Origin of the sequence: Akkermansia sp. RCC_12PD (assembly GCF_036417355.1) — a bacterium.
Lineage (GTDB): Bacteria > Verrucomicrobiota > Verrucomicrobiia > Verrucomicrobiales > Akkermansiaceae > Akkermansia.
The window spans coordinates 2,059,672-2,073,312 of the sequence record NZ_CP143889.1 but is presented as its reverse complement, the minus strand read 5'-3'; the positions used below and the strand labels follow the sequence as shown (position 1 = coordinate 2,073,312).

Sequence of the window (13,641 nt, the reverse complement as noted above, 5' to 3'; positions counted from 1 at the left end):
TAGAAAAATGATGAATGCTCCAATCCGCCCCTCCCTCTGGCAAAACTTCATCCTGTGCCTGACGAAAAAATATGCCGACTTCTCCGGCAAGTCCTCCCGCCGCGAATTCTGGGGATTCAATCTGTTCCTGTTTCTCGGCGCCTTGTTTTTCTCCTTCGCGGGAACCATATTGACCCTCGCGTCCCTGCCGTGGAAGGAACTTCTTGCCACGGACAACCAGGAAGTATTCCACGCCATAGCCCAGGAACACTTCATGTACTTCATCATCACCATGCAGGTCGTATTCCTGGCTATCTACCTCCCCTTCTGGAGCGCCATCATCAGAAGGCTCCGCGACGCCGGATTCCATACGGCATGGGGGTACGGCTACATAGCGCTGGGAATCGCCGGCCTCATCAAATGGATGGTTTTCGACCGTTTCCGGTACAGTATGGACGGCAGCATGGACACGACCACCCTGTTTCTGGCCGTCGTGGGAAACGTCTGGTTCCTGCTGATCGTCATTCTGGCCTGTTTCCCTTCCCGCCCGGAGCCGGAGAAACTGCCTGAACAATGACCTCCCTTTCTTCGGCGGAAATACCGTAAATCCTTTCAATAAGCTCATTCATACGTTCATCCCACTCCGGGCAATAATGCTCAACAAGGGCATCGGAAAGCCTCTCCACTTCCGCAACTACGGAAGCGGAAGGCACATGGACGGGCGCGCGCAGGATGGGTGCCGTATCCATCTGGAAAAAATCCCCCTGCATCTTGCCACGCAGACGGAACCAGAAATGCATCAGCCGTGAATTGAACAGGGCCGCAAGATACTTCATGCTCAGGCGCTCCGTGCGTATCACATTGAATGACATCATCACATAGGCCTCCCGTTCCGTATGGGTGAACGTGGGCCGCGCGCACTTGCGGACAGCCAATATCTTGGGCCCAGGCAGAAAAAAATTTTCCTTTCTGGGCCAGTGCACGTGGTAATACTTCATGCGCCCCATGCGGGTTTCCCGCCGGGCCTCCATCAAGGGCCGGAACTTCTCCAGATGCCGGATAAGCGTCCGTGCCCGCTCCGAACCATTCTCCGGCGTCAGGTACAAAAGAACCTTTTCCGGCTCTTTCAAGCCATACCGCTCCGCCAGCACGGGTTCATAAAGGGGCTTGAGAAAGCACCGTTCCCGCTCCGTCAAACTGGTGAAAAACTCCCGCGGCACCACGAACACCCCTTCCCCGCGCCGGATGCCGGAACTCCGCACTGTTTCCGGGGGGAGACTTCCCAAGGCACGAGAGGAAACCACGTCCGGGTTCGGCACAATCCCCTGCGCCATTTCGTGCACTGGGTCCAGCTCAAAATTCCTGCGGGCCTCCATCTTCTCCAAAACCGCCTTTTCTGCGGCGGAACAGAAAAACAGCCCCTGTTCCACACACCCGGACCGATCTTTCGGCAACGGGAAGCGCCGGTAAGGGGCGTTTATCAGAAACTCTTCCACATGTTCCGGTTCTGCGGAAAAACGGCGGTATTCAGGGACAAGAGCTTCATCCCTGTGGTTTTTCCTTTCCGCCAGAAGCGTCATGGTATGAACCCGTGCGGACTCAAATACCCGGCAGGCTCCGAAGTCGGACAAGCGCAGCGCCCCGCATTCCTCCAGCAATTTCCGGCGCAGAGGCGCCGCTCCGGCATTGCCCATCCATTTGTTGGGCACCACCAGGTGCATCACCCCACCGGGTTTCAGAACATCCATGCCCAGGCAGGCGAACACGTACCAGTAATCCATGCGGGAGGAACAATAAGCGGACATGCGGGAAGCCTTCAGCCTGTCAAAAAGCCCCTTGTTCCCCTTTTCCCCAATAAAAGGAGGATTGCCTATAACCAGGTCGAACCCTCCTTCCTTCATGACGCGGGCCAACACATCCCGCCGCACTCCAACGCCGAACAGGTCCAGGCTGTCACCGCAGATTAAATGATCGCGGAAATGGGCGTCATCACCCGCGGCAAGCAAGGCGCAGCGGAAACGGAAGCGCGCCACCTCCAACGCCTCTGCGCAGACATCCACCCCGTAAACATGATCTTCTACGGCCTCGCGCACCAGGGCGGCTTCCGAACACTCCGGTTCCAAAATCTTTCTGCGGCGGACAAGTTCATGAAGAATCCCCATGGTGAACGCCCCGGAACCCGCGGACAAATCCAGCACCCGGATCCTCTTCAACAGGGCTCTTTCCGCCTCCCTGCCTTTTTCATGACTGGCGGACAAAGCGGAATCCACCCAGCGGGAAACCGCCTCCCGCACCATCCAACGCACCAGGAACCTGGGCGTATAGACCGTCCCGGTTCCACGGGCATCCGGCATGCTGCGCTCCAGCAAATCCCCCAGAACGGACGGAGTAACGGCACAGTCCTCATCACCTTCCCACAGGGAAAACGGAACCCCTTCCGGAAAGGAAAAATCATCCTGGCCCCCCTGTCCCAGAAAACGCCTCATCAGCACCCGCTTGAACACAAGCCACGTCCCGGCCTTCCATCCCGCCCCGCGTCCCGGAACCGGACACCCGGCCATAAAGCAATCCTGAACGCAGCCTTCCTTCACTCCCGTATTCGTACATTACTCCGGCTCTCCAGGCAATCAAAAGAGGAAGGCTGCTTCACTTGGCGACATCCCGCAGGCATCTTATTCATTGCCGCTTCCTGTCAGAGTTTCACCCAGCTCCCACATTCAGGATTAAAAAATAAAGCTCTTTCTTTCACAATCACGTGTTAGGCGTCTTTCATTTGGGCGACCGGTAGTTCTACCGTGTCTATAAATCATTTGAACAACTTTGATTTAAAAGACAATGAACAATACCGACAACACTCCGGATCCCCGCTATCCCTTCGTTCCCATGTTCGCCAACGGCCTCCCACAGGCCGATTTCTACGTCAACGGCGTCACCGCCCCCGTTCTCATCTCCCCACGTTCCGCTTCCGGCGACACTCGCCATGAGTGGACCGGGTACCTCAAGATCATGAAACGCGGTACCTATTTCCTTTCCCTGGACGCCGATTCCTCCATCTCCCTGGCCATTCCCTTCAAGAATGTGGAACTGACCAGCGAAGCAAAGGACCTTTCCGTGAAGCCGGAGAGCGTCGTCCTCGAACAGGGGTATTACTGGTGCCGAATCGTCCATGAGCACCATGCCGCCCTGGGCTCCGGACAGGAGTTCTGCATTGCCATTCTTTCCGACAAGGCGGAGGCGCCCGATATCAATTCCTACCTCGACCCCAATGTAACTCCTCCGGACAGGGAAGGGGAGGAAGTCATCACCCTGGTCAATCTTTATCGGGACGAGGAAGAAGAGAATACCTCCAGCAGCTCTTCGGAAGGGGGAGGGGATGATTTTGGGTTTGATCCCAAGTCAAGCAGTTCCAGTTCCAGTTCCAGTTCCAGTTCCAGTTCCAGTTCCAGTTCCAGTTCCAGCTCCAGTTCCAGTTCCAGTTCCAGTTCCAGTTCCAGTTCCAGTTCCAGCTCCAGCTCCAGCTCCAGCTCCAGCTCCAGTTCCAGTTCCAGCTCCAGCTCCAGCTCCAGCTCCAGTTCCAGCTCCAGTTCCAGCTCCAGTTCCAGCTCCAGTTCCAGCTCCAGTTCCAGCTCCAGCTCCAGCTCCAGTTCCCTGTCTTCTTCCTCCAGCGAACCGCCCACCGAGGAAGAACCATGCCCTTGTCCCTGTGACTGTGACGAGGAAGGCGATGAGAACTGCGTTCAGCAGCAGCCCACTCCGGGCGATCCTAATGGGGTATTGCCTTGTCAAGGCGATGCATGTATCAATCCTCCCTCTGCAGGAGGCCCTCCGCCACCTTCTCCGGCCAGGTTCATGCGCATGGCACGCTCTTCCACCCCCTCCAGCCTCAACTCCAACATCGGGCCTTCCATGCGCTACAACCACCCCATGGCATGGAGCGCTTCCTTCTCTCAAGAGGAAAGACGAGTCACCGTCAAACGCCCTTCCGGAAGCCATATCTATTTCAAGGCCCCGGAAGGAAGTGCCGAGGCTTCCCCCGTTGGCAGCTCCAGAAAACTGGACTATCGTGTACGTCTGCTCAATGAAAACCTCACTCCCAATATCCAGGGCACTCCCGCCTACATGGACATGGTGCTTCCTTCCGGCATGATCCTGCGCTTCTCTTCCTCCACCGGAGAGGTCGTCTCGGTCACAAGCTCCTCGGGTCATGTCATCTCTGCCGAGGAGTATGCCCGCAAGGTTCAGGTCACCTACAACCCGGATGGATCTCTCAACAGCGTCTATTCCCGGGCCCAGGGGCTGATGCGAAGCATTCCCGGAAACAACAGCCTCACTCTGGAGTGGTACGCCCCCGGGAATGTTTCTGCCTCCCATGATGGGGAATTTGTGGTTAACGGAGAGCCCTACAAGACGGCCGTTTATAGAACTTCCATGGAGGATGGCGTAAAAGTGACTTACATCACCAATCAACGGGCCGGGCAGGAACCGCGGGTTATCGAACGCCGCGAGGAAGGAAACAAAATAAGCATCATCAAGGGAGAAGGAGATGAACGCATCGTGCGCACGATTGAACGCAACGCCCTGCCCGGCGCCAAGTGGGAGCGGATTGAAACGGTCAGGGGCATCAATGATTCCCAGCCTTCCCGCAGCAGGCGCACGGTGAAGAAGTATACCGACGGAGGCTGGCTGACCATCAGCAGCACGGAGGGCTATAATACATCCTTGGCCCAAACGACGCTCTACACCTACAACGACCAGTACCGGGTGTCTTTGGAAATCCAGCCCAACGGGGGCTGCACGCGCTACGAGTACGACGATCAGGGCCGTGTGGTTCTGCAGGCCATGCCCTGGGCAGGCGGAGGAGAAAAGGGAACGCGCACCACCTACGCCGACCTGCGTTTCAATGATTTCAGGCCTGCTACGGAAAGGGAAGTCATCATTGCCCAGGACGGAACGGAAACCGTTCTAAGCCAAAGGAGCTATACCTATGAAGAGAGCCCCGAAGTCAACCGCACGACGGTGACAGAAACAGCTCTGGGTTCCGACCAGGTTCACACAAGCATTTCAGAAACTTATGGGGAAGCAGCACAGTATCCCTATGCCCGGGGAAGACAGAAGATGAGCCAGGGCATCAACGGTGTTCAGACCATTTATACCTATGAAGCCACCACGGATCATGGTGCTCTCCACAAAGAGACTTCAACTGTGCAGGCTAATGGGAGCATTGTTCCCGGTCAAAGTACCAGAAAGGTGGAGTATATCGCCGCCAATAGTACAACCACCCGAGAAGAGCAGTATGTCCACACGGGAGAAGACTGGTCATTGATTTCCACGGAGGACTATGAATACGATGCCGAGCTCAAGCGAATCAAGACGACGAAGGGCAACGGCCGCTTCAGCACGACGGAATGGATGTGCTGCGGTCCCTTGACGGAAACCAACGAAGACGGTGTGGTAACCAGCTACAGTTACAACACGGCCAAGCAGTTGGTGGAAACCATCCGTTCAGCCACGGAAACCACGCCTGAAACAATCACGTCCTACACAAAGGATGTTGCGGGAAGAATTCTTTCCGTACGAAAAGACATAGGAGCTATGTCGACAGTCGAAAATATGGAATACGACGACTTGGGAAGAATTATTTCCACAACGGATATTCTTGGTCGCACCACCAGAACTGAATACAGCAACGATCAGCTTACAACAACCGTCACCACTTCTTCGGGGGCTATTTTTGTGACGAAAACTTATTATGACGGCTCTACTCTTTGGCAGGGAGGAAACGGACAGCAAGAAATTGAAATACAGCTCGAATTGACAGAAGAGGGTATTCTCACCACCACTCTGTCCAAAGGAGTAATTCTCTCACGTACCTTGGAAAATGGTTTTGGAGAAACTATTCGGGAGGAGCAGTCCAATACTCTGGGAGGTTTCATTGTCACTAGAAATGCTTACAATAGCAAGGGTCAGCTTGTACGCATTCAAACAGAGGATATGGTACCAACAGTGACTGTCTACGATGAACTCGGCAAGGTCGTAAGGCAAACTATTCTTCTAGACGAGCTTCATCCAGAGGATACTAATAAAAACAGGATCGCGGAAAGCTCCACATGCTACCAAACTCGGGAAGACGGCATTTACAAGATACAAACCTCTACAACCTACAATACCGAAGGACTGCCCGTGACACAGACTGCGGAAACCATGGTTTCTCAGCTGGACCCTGTACTGGAAAGCAAGGTCCTTTCTACCGACATTTACGGGCAACAGAGTATCCAATGGTCAGAATACACCGCTCCTGCCCGGCGAACTCAATTCAGCCGCATCCCAACCTCTGATATCACAGCAATATCCCTCGTCGTCGACGGTTTCACGATCAATCAAAACGATCATGCAGGCATTCATTCCTCACAAGAACGCTCTTATACCTCCACAGGGATGATTCTGAAGCAGACGGACGGCCGCGGCAATGTTACTACAACAGAGTCCGACCTAGCCGGACGCCCTATCAGGACAACCGACGCACAAGGCAATATCACTTCCACTGCCTACTCCCCCTGCTGTGACGCCCCTGCCTGCATCACCAACGCCCTGGGAGATACCACCTGTTATTCCTACGATATCCGGGGCAGAAAGACGGCCGAATACGGTACCGCCATTCAGCCGGCTTGCTTTGTCTATGACGACAATGACCATATGATTGCCCTGACCACTTTTAGGGCGGATGAAGGAGACATCATTACCGATCCTTCCAGCCGCACCGACGGAGATACCACTACCTGGCTCTACGACACGGCTACGGGACTGGAATTCAAGAAGATCTATGCCGACGGTTCCTCTACCGTCAAGACCTATGACAAACTCAACCGTCTGGAGACTCTCACCAAGGCCAGGGGCATTGTAACAACTTATCAGTACGCTCCGGCCACCGGGGAGCTTGTCTCTGTCTCCCACAGTGATGATACCCAGCCTTGGATCTATTCCTACAATCACCTTGGTCAGGCGATATCTGTTTCTGATGCTTCGGGCACCAGAGAATTCTCTTACGATGCCTATGGCAGGATGATCCAGGATACTACCTTTGGAACCATAGAAAGCTGCATCCAGGAAGAATACGATTCCTTCGGGCGTCCCTGCGGATATCGCCTGATGATCGGAACCCGCACCGTGCAGCACTCCCATCTTGACTATGGCCATCAAGGTGCCATGATCGGGATGAATCTGGAAGGATTGGCATCTCCCTTTACTTGGGAATATGATGAAACCAGCGGCTTCCTCAACCAATTGTCCTATCCCAACGGCATGGTCCGCAGCAACACCTACCATCCCAAGCTCAACCTCCTGGCCTCCATCGGCTATGAGGATGCCGGGACTGGCGACATGTTGGCCGGACATGTCTACCAGTACGACCACTTGATGCGTCCCGTTCAACGGAAGGATTCATGGGAGGCTGCCACTCCGGCGACCACCAGAAACTTCACCTACAACGGCAGAAGTGAATTGACAGGGGATCAGATACAGCAAAGAAACAACTTTGCCTACCAGTACGACAACATCGGCAACCGCAAGACTGCCCGTGAACTGGAAGAGGAGGTATCCTACGGAGCCAACGAGCTCAACCAGTATACAAACATAATTCAGGCGGATGTTTCCTTTGACCCTCTCTATGATGCGGACGGCAACCAGACAAGAATTAGAACCTCAACAGGAATCTGGAATGTTTGCTACGATGCCAATGACAGGCCTGTTTCCTTTACCAGCGAAGATGGCCGCACTGTCGTGGCCTGCGGCTATGACTATCAAGGGCGCCGCTTTGAGAAGAAGGTACTTGTCAATGGAGCAGCTGTCAGCCATGCTTATTATTTATACCGGGGTTACCTGCAGGTGGCCGAACTGAATTTGACGCATCCCCAGCCCGTACTGGAAAAGAGTTACCTGTGGGATCCGACGGAGCCGGCAGCCACGCGCATTCTGATGGTGACATGCTGGAAGGAAAACGGAATGGTAGATGGAGAGCATCTCTTCTTCACCCATGACGCATTGAAGAATGTCACCTCCATTTTCGATGAACAGCAGGCACGAAGGGCTCGCTATGAGTGTGCCCCCTTTGGTGCCCTCCTCACGGCACAGGGAGACATGGCTCAGGATAACAGGTTCAGGTTTTCCTGTGAGTATGCAGACGATGAACTGGGACTTGTCTACTACAACTACCGCCATCTCAATCCATTCGATGGGCGCTGGATCAACCGCGATCCTATCACTGAGAGTGGTGGTATAAATTTATATGCCTTTGCACAAAATAAAATTTTGAATCATTTTGATATTCTAGGTTTGATATGCAAGATAGAATACAGTATAAAAATTCATACAATATTGATACGAAAAATAGATAAAGACGGCAATATCCTTCGCTTTACCACGAGTAGAGTATTTTCTGGAAATGGCGATGGAAAAAATAATCCAGACAATGCAGGTAATAAAGATAATGGCCCCATACCACCGGGAAAATACTATGTAATAAAAAGACAATCTGGAGGAATTCGAAGCCAATTTGAAGATTGGACATACAAAATGTGGAATGACAATGACAAAACTCAATGGCTTGCTTTTATTGCAATAGATGGTGTATTAGATGATCAAAAAGAAATCAATGGAGTTTTTAGATCTTCTTTTCGAATGCATTATGGAACAAGATCTTTGGGATGTATTACTTTCCTAGATAAAGATGTATTTGAAAAAGTTCGTGAATTTATCCTTGAAACTGAATCTAAAACAGTAAAAGGAGCAGATGGAACAGAATATATATATTATGGAATTTTGGAAGTTAAAGAAGAGTAAGTCAAAAATTATATTTTGTCTTATTAGTTGTAGTATCATGACAGTGCTTATTTTTACATTAGCATGTAAACTTATAGGCGCGGATGTCATGGAGCTTCATGTTCCTATCCATATAATGAAAACGATTATAAGCAATTTTTATCCAGAAATAATTATTGATGGAGAAACGGCTTATAACGTTCTTATGTATGATAATTTTATTTTTTATGGATCAATTATTTTTTTAATAAGTTTCTTATTTCTTTATAAAATTATATCAATTTTTAATAAAAACTAAATTAATAATAGAATAATTATCTTTTAACCTCTCTTGTTCTAATAACAGGAGAGGTTTTTTGAAAAAAATTACATTTTTCTATAATACGTTGAAAATTTTCTCTCTTTTGTAAAACCGTAAAAGATGAGTTTGACCTAATTTACTACAACGGCCCCATATATATTCTTTAAAGCCGAACCACCCCAAACGTATTGTCAAAGATATTATTATTGATAACAAAATCGTCGTTCCTGTTTTTTCTTCTCCCAGGTCATTCGATATAAATCTAGAACATTTTTCCTAAAACTTTATTATCGATGATAATGTAATATACCTTTTTCAATTTTATCCAGTTTCCTATCAAGATGGGCTCTTTTTTCTCCGTAGCTCACTGCTGAAAACAGTCAATTATTGGATGATTGATTTTGGTAAGAACAATAAAAATTACGAAAAATATTGCGGCGATTATTACTTAAAAATTACATGAAATTTCAAAAAATATATTCCATAAGTTAAGATTTTAAGCGAATCATACCAAATAAATATCAAGTTGATATAAGAAGTATGTTTGGATTTTTTTAGAACAGATTTCATCGCCATTCCAGAAGGAATGAAACGTGAGCTTCCAGTTCAACCGTTCATGCAAGTACAAGTGCATACCTGAAACTCCGTTCGTGAAATATCTGAATTAAGCAATTTTCCGGAAACTGGGAGTCTTGCCTGAAACTTTAATAAATAAAAAGCCCGGCACTGCGCAGGCAGACCGGACTTTAAGAAAGATGGTACCCCGTCACGGGCTCGAACCGTGGACAAACTGATTAAGAGTCAGCTGCTCTACCAACTGAGCTAACGAGGCGTTTGATGATGTGCGTTCCCCCATGAGAACAACCGGATGGTACCCCGTCACGGGCTCGAACCGTGGACAAACTGATTAAGAGTCAGCTGCTCTACCAACTGAGCTAACGAGGCATGTATCCGGCTGTTCACGCGGCTGGTTCCATCACGGAAGATGGAGCCACTGGTCGGAATTGAACCGACGACCCACGCATTACGAATGCGTTGCTCTACCCCTGAGCTACAGTGGCGTCGCGAGAAGCGCGCAAGCAAGTAATCACATGCCACCCCTTTTAGCAAGTCTTTTTTGCAGTAAGACCGTTTTTTTACGCCTTGAATACGGAATAAAAGACAAGTGCGGCAGGTGACAGTAGAAGAGCTTGCATAAGAGGGGGAAACATGGTGGAGTTCATGTCCTCAAGGAGCTTTTCTTTTCCCTACTTATCATGAAGGCATATTACATTTTTCAGCAAGCAGACGAACAGACTATCAGCGACATTCTGGACTGGATGCGCAATCAGGAACGCGCCATTTACCGCGCCGCCGTACGTGAACTTGGAGCCCTGAAAAAACTCCGTCCGGAGTTCATCCAGCGCAAGCCCCTGCAGGAACAGTTTTCCTTCATCAAGAAAATGCTGGGATGGAAGCCCAGCAATGAGATCGGCGACCACCTGCTGCAGGTCTGGCTGCTCCGCAAGCATCAGGACATGCTCATCACCTTCCTGAATACGCTGGGCATTCCCCATGACGGCAACGGCATCGTGAACGAGCTGCCGGAAACGCTGGACAAGGAAAAGCTTTCCAAGGCCGTGGACGAACTGTTTGAAAAATACTCCCCCGGCGTGGCCTCCGTTTACCTTCAGATGTTCCAGCTCCAGACGGAAGACGGCTGGGACGAACTGGCCGACGTTCTCGCCAACGATCCCCGCGTCACCATCCGCTGATTTTTACTTTCCTTTGAGGAACAAAAAAGCCGCTTCATTCCGAAGTGGCTCTTTTATTTATGGTGACAAACAGTCAACATGCTGCCGCCCTCAATAAAATTCACATGAATCGCTTTCTATTCATATCGGCGGCGTTCCTGCTGCAGGGTTCATGCATATCCGTCAATACGGCATCCAGGACGCTGGACGCCGGAACCATCTACCGAACCTGGCAACTGGATGAACATTCGGACGCATACCTCGGCAATGGCTATGTTTTCATCAAAACCGCACAATGCGACCAACGCAAGAATACTCCCATTATCGGAGCACCCATGAGCCAGGTGGGAGACGGTTCGCAAATGAAGAACGTTCCGGGGACGGAAAAAAACGTCTTTCTTCAATATCCCTGGAAAGAAGATAAAAACCATCTTCTTTCCCTCTCCGCCATCCAAATCCTGCACTCCGGGGAAACTGCCGTCGCAGACCAATTCAATCCTGACGAGGCATGCAGCATCAAGCTTCGTCCGTCAAACCATTCAATGAAAAGAATAGACGCTCTCGGCGAAACGAAACAGGAAATCATTCAAGCTCCATCCACGGCACGGACGGTTCTGGCCGGTTTTCAAAGCTGTTTGATCGACGCGCCCGGCACCGTAATTGCCAATATTCTCCTTATTCCAGCCGGCATCGTTGTTACCCCCTGCCTGGGATTGTATAACCTGTGTTCCGGAAAATGATGGACAAGAGGGGCGTTCCTGGAAAGAAACGGGCTGACGTTTCCATTCCTGTCTTTACTTCCGGCGGGTGCGGTCATAGCCTTTTCCCATGAGCGCATGTTCCCTTTCCATGGATATTCCCGGCGTGTTGACAGCCGCCAATGATTGGATTGAAATCAAGGTACACACGGCGGGAAGAAGACTTGCCGGAGTGACGTTTACGGACAAGCTCAATGGTTGCGCCTACCGCTTCGGGGACGATATTTTCAGCATCCATCTGGATTACGGGATCAAGGAAGACGGAGTCACGGACGACGTTCCGAGCCCCCGCCCGCGCAAGATTTCCGCGGCCAGCCTGATGGCGGAAACGCCCGCCGGAGAGGAAATCCCGGGCAATCCCCAGGGCCGCAGGCTGGCGGACCGCCGTTCCGGCGTCAAGATAACAGTCCCCTTTGCCTGGGAGACGGAAGGCCTGGCCGTCACTTGGACTGCGGAACTGAGGGAAGGATCTCCCTATGCCCGTATTTTGCTGGACATTTGCCCCATGCAGTGGGCCTCCCCCATTCGCATGGTGCGTGTGCTTGAACTATCCGCGCCGGATATTCAGACGAGGGGTAGCGTGAAGGGTGTTCCGGCCACAGCATTTGGCGGCAGGCTGTTTGCCGGAGTGGAAAGTCCGCTTTCCTTCAACGGGGAAGAGGAAGGAAAACTGGTGGCTCAAATTTCCCGCAAGGCGGATATTCCCTCACGCACGCATTTAAATGTTTCCGCCGTGCTGGGCGTTGCCGCTCCGGGCCAACTGCGCCGAACCTTCCAGCTGCAATACCTGAACGAAGAGCGTGCTCGGCCCTACGGAGCCTTTCTGAATTACAATACGTGGTACGACACCCTGTTCGACCGCTATGACGAAGCTTTTGCCATGGAAGCCGTGAGCTTGTACGGCGAAGAGCTGGTCCGCAAGCGCGGAGCCGTGCTGGATTCCATCCTTTTTGACGACGGGTGGGACAATCCGGAAACGCTCTGGGAGTTCAACGAAGGGTTCAAACACGAGTTCCGCAACGTCCATAAGCTTGCCGCTTCCTACGGTGCCGGTCCCGGGGTATGGTTTTCTCCCTGGGGCGGTTATGGCCGGCCCAAACAGAACCGGCTGAATGCCGCGGGAGACTGTTTTGAAACAAACGAACGCGGCTTTGCCTTGAGCGGGCCGAAGTATTATAATTATTTCAAGGAAATGTGCCTGCACATGATCCGGAACAACGGCATCAACCATTTCAAGCTGGACGGCACTTCCGGGGAGGAAACGCAGCTTCCCGGAAGCCGGTTTGCCAGCGATTTCGAGGCCGTTATCCATCTGCTGGGGGAACTGCGCGACGAACGGCCGGACCTGTTCATCAATCTGACCACGGGCACGTGGGCTTCCCCCTTCTGGTTCGGCATCGCGGATTCCGTGTGGCGCGGGGGCTGGGACCATGAGTTTATTGGCGAAGGAACCATGAGGCAGAAGTGGATGACGTTCCGGGATTCCCGCATTTTCAACAACAACGTGGCCGTTTCCCCGCTATTTCCCATCAATTCCCTGATGAACCATGGCATCATTTACACGCGGAAGGCCCGCGGCCTGGATACGGTGGAAGGAACGGACCTGGAGGATGAAATCTGGTCAGCCTTCGGGTCCGGCACGCAAATGCAGGAGATTTACATGACACCGCAGCTGCTTGAGCCGTCCCAATGGGATACCCTGGCCAGGGCGGCCATCTGGGCCAGGGAGAATAATGAAACGCTGGTGGACGTACACTGGGTGGGCGGCAGTCCCATGGAATTGCAGGTGTACGGCTGGTCCGCATGGTCTCCGGCCAAGGGGCTTCTCACCATCCGTAACCCTTCCTCGGAACGGCGCACCTGGAGTTTTGATCCCGGCTCCGTCTTTGAACTGCCGCCGGAAGCTCCGCGCAGTTATTCCGCCATTTCTCCCAATGGAAAGCGGCTCCCGTTCTCCGAGCTCCGCGCCGGAGAAATCGTCCGGATGGAGCTGGAACCGTTCGAGGTGATCGTGGTGGAAGCCCTCCCAAAACCGCGTGCGTGAAGCGGCAGAAAA

At 51.9% G+C, this 13,641-nt stretch carries 8 protein-coding genes and 3 tRNA genes; 5 read left to right on the top strand and 6 right to left on the bottom strand.

From position 1 onward, the window contains the following. The first annotated feature begins 7 nt into the window (after window positions 1–7). Window positions 8–556, top strand: coding sequence for a DUF805 domain-containing protein (locus V3C20_RS08810; protein ID WP_161981423.1), 549 nt, complete (start codon window positions 8–10; stop codon window positions 554–556). Here the strand turns inward: V3C20_RS08810 and V3C20_RS08805 are convergent. From V3C20_RS08805 to V3C20_RS08795, 3 genes are all read right to left on the bottom strand, one after another. Beyond that, entirely contained in the window at window positions 501–2,570 is a 2,070-nt protein-coding gene (locus V3C20_RS08805) for an Eco57I restriction-modification methylase domain-containing protein (protein WP_149874466.1), read from the bottom strand. The genes V3C20_RS08810 and V3C20_RS08805 overlap by 56 nt on opposite strands. A gap of 208 nt (window positions 2,571–2,778) precedes the next feature. Next, window positions 2,779–3,147: a hypothetical protein gene (locus V3C20_RS08800; RefSeq protein WP_330935353.1), complete on the bottom strand. Its 369-nt coding sequence runs from the start codon at window positions 3,145–3,147 to the stop codon at window positions 2,779–2,781. 149 nt (window positions 3,148–3,296) lie between these two features. Further along, a complete protein-coding gene (locus tag V3C20_RS08795; protein WP_330935352.1) occupies window positions 3,297–3,656 on the bottom strand; it encodes a hypothetical protein in 360 nt (119 codons plus the stop codon). A 178-nt stretch (window positions 3,657–3,834) separates the two neighbouring features. Here V3C20_RS08795 and V3C20_RS08790 point away from each other — a divergent pair, with 178 nt between their 5' ends. Next, window positions 3,835–8,814 (top strand): tlde1 domain-containing protein, encoded by a 4,980-nt coding sequence (locus V3C20_RS08790; RefSeq protein ID WP_330935351.1) that lies wholly within the window; start codon window positions 3,835–3,837, stop codon window positions 8,812–8,814. A gap of 1,036 nt (window positions 8,815–9,850) precedes the next feature. Here V3C20_RS08790 and V3C20_RS08785 read toward each other — a convergent pair. The 3 genes from V3C20_RS08785 to V3C20_RS08775 form a co-directional block, all read right to left on the bottom strand. Continuing rightward, window positions 9,851–9,926: transfer RNA gene (locus V3C20_RS08785), tRNA-Lys, on the bottom strand. 37 nt (window positions 9,927–9,963) lie between these two features. Beyond that, window positions 9,964–10,039: transfer RNA gene (locus V3C20_RS08780), tRNA-Lys, on the bottom strand. A 41-nt stretch (window positions 10,040–10,080) separates the two neighbouring features. Next, window positions 10,081–10,155, bottom strand: a tRNA-Thr gene (locus V3C20_RS08775). Window positions 10,156–10,350: 195 nt separating this feature from the next. Between V3C20_RS08775 and V3C20_RS08770 the strand changes: the two genes are divergently transcribed. The 3 genes from V3C20_RS08770 to V3C20_RS08760 all read left to right on the top strand — a co-directional run bounded on the left by V3C20_RS08770 (window position 10,351) and on the right by V3C20_RS08760 (window position 13,629). Further along, window positions 10,351–10,848, top strand: a complete 498-nt coding sequence (locus tag V3C20_RS08770) for a hypothetical protein (protein WP_067569069.1) — start codon at window positions 10,351–10,353, stop codon at window positions 10,846–10,848. A 104-nt stretch (window positions 10,849–10,952) separates the two neighbouring features. Further along, complete coding sequence (locus V3C20_RS08765; RefSeq protein ID WP_130084773.1) at window positions 10,953–11,567, top strand: hypothetical protein; 615 nt, start codon at window positions 10,953–10,955, stop codon at window positions 11,565–11,567. Window positions 11,568–11,655: 88 nt separating this feature from the next. Then, window positions 11,656–13,629 carry an enterotoxin gene (locus V3C20_RS08760; RefSeq protein ID WP_130084774.1) on the top strand — a complete coding sequence of 658 codons (1,974 nt, stop codon included), beginning with the start codon at window positions 11,656–11,658 and terminating at the stop codon, window positions 13,627–13,629. Window positions 13,630–13,641 lie beyond the last annotated feature (12 nt).

Coding starts and splice junctions, on each gene's coding strand:
- V3C20_RS08810 (WP_161981423.1), top strand. CDS start 8: ATGATGAATGCTCCAATCCGCCCCTCCCTCTGGCAAAACTTCATCCTG.
- V3C20_RS08800 (WP_330935353.1), bottom strand. CDS start 3,147: ATGGACGATTCGGCACCAGTAATACCCCTGTTCGAGGACGACGCTCTC.
- V3C20_RS08790 (WP_330935351.1), top strand. CDS start 3,835: ATGGCACGCTCTTCCACCCCCTCCAGCCTCAACTCCAACATCGGGCCT.
- V3C20_RS08770 (WP_067569069.1), top strand. CDS start 10,351: ATGAAGGCATATTACATTTTTCAGCAAGCAGACGAACAGACTATCAGC.
- V3C20_RS08765 (WP_130084773.1), top strand. CDS start 10,953: ATGAATCGCTTTCTATTCATATCGGCGGCGTTCCTGCTGCAGGGTTCA.
- V3C20_RS08760 (WP_130084774.1), top strand. CDS start 11,656: ATGAGCGCATGTTCCCTTTCCATGGATATTCCCGGCGTGTTGACAGCC.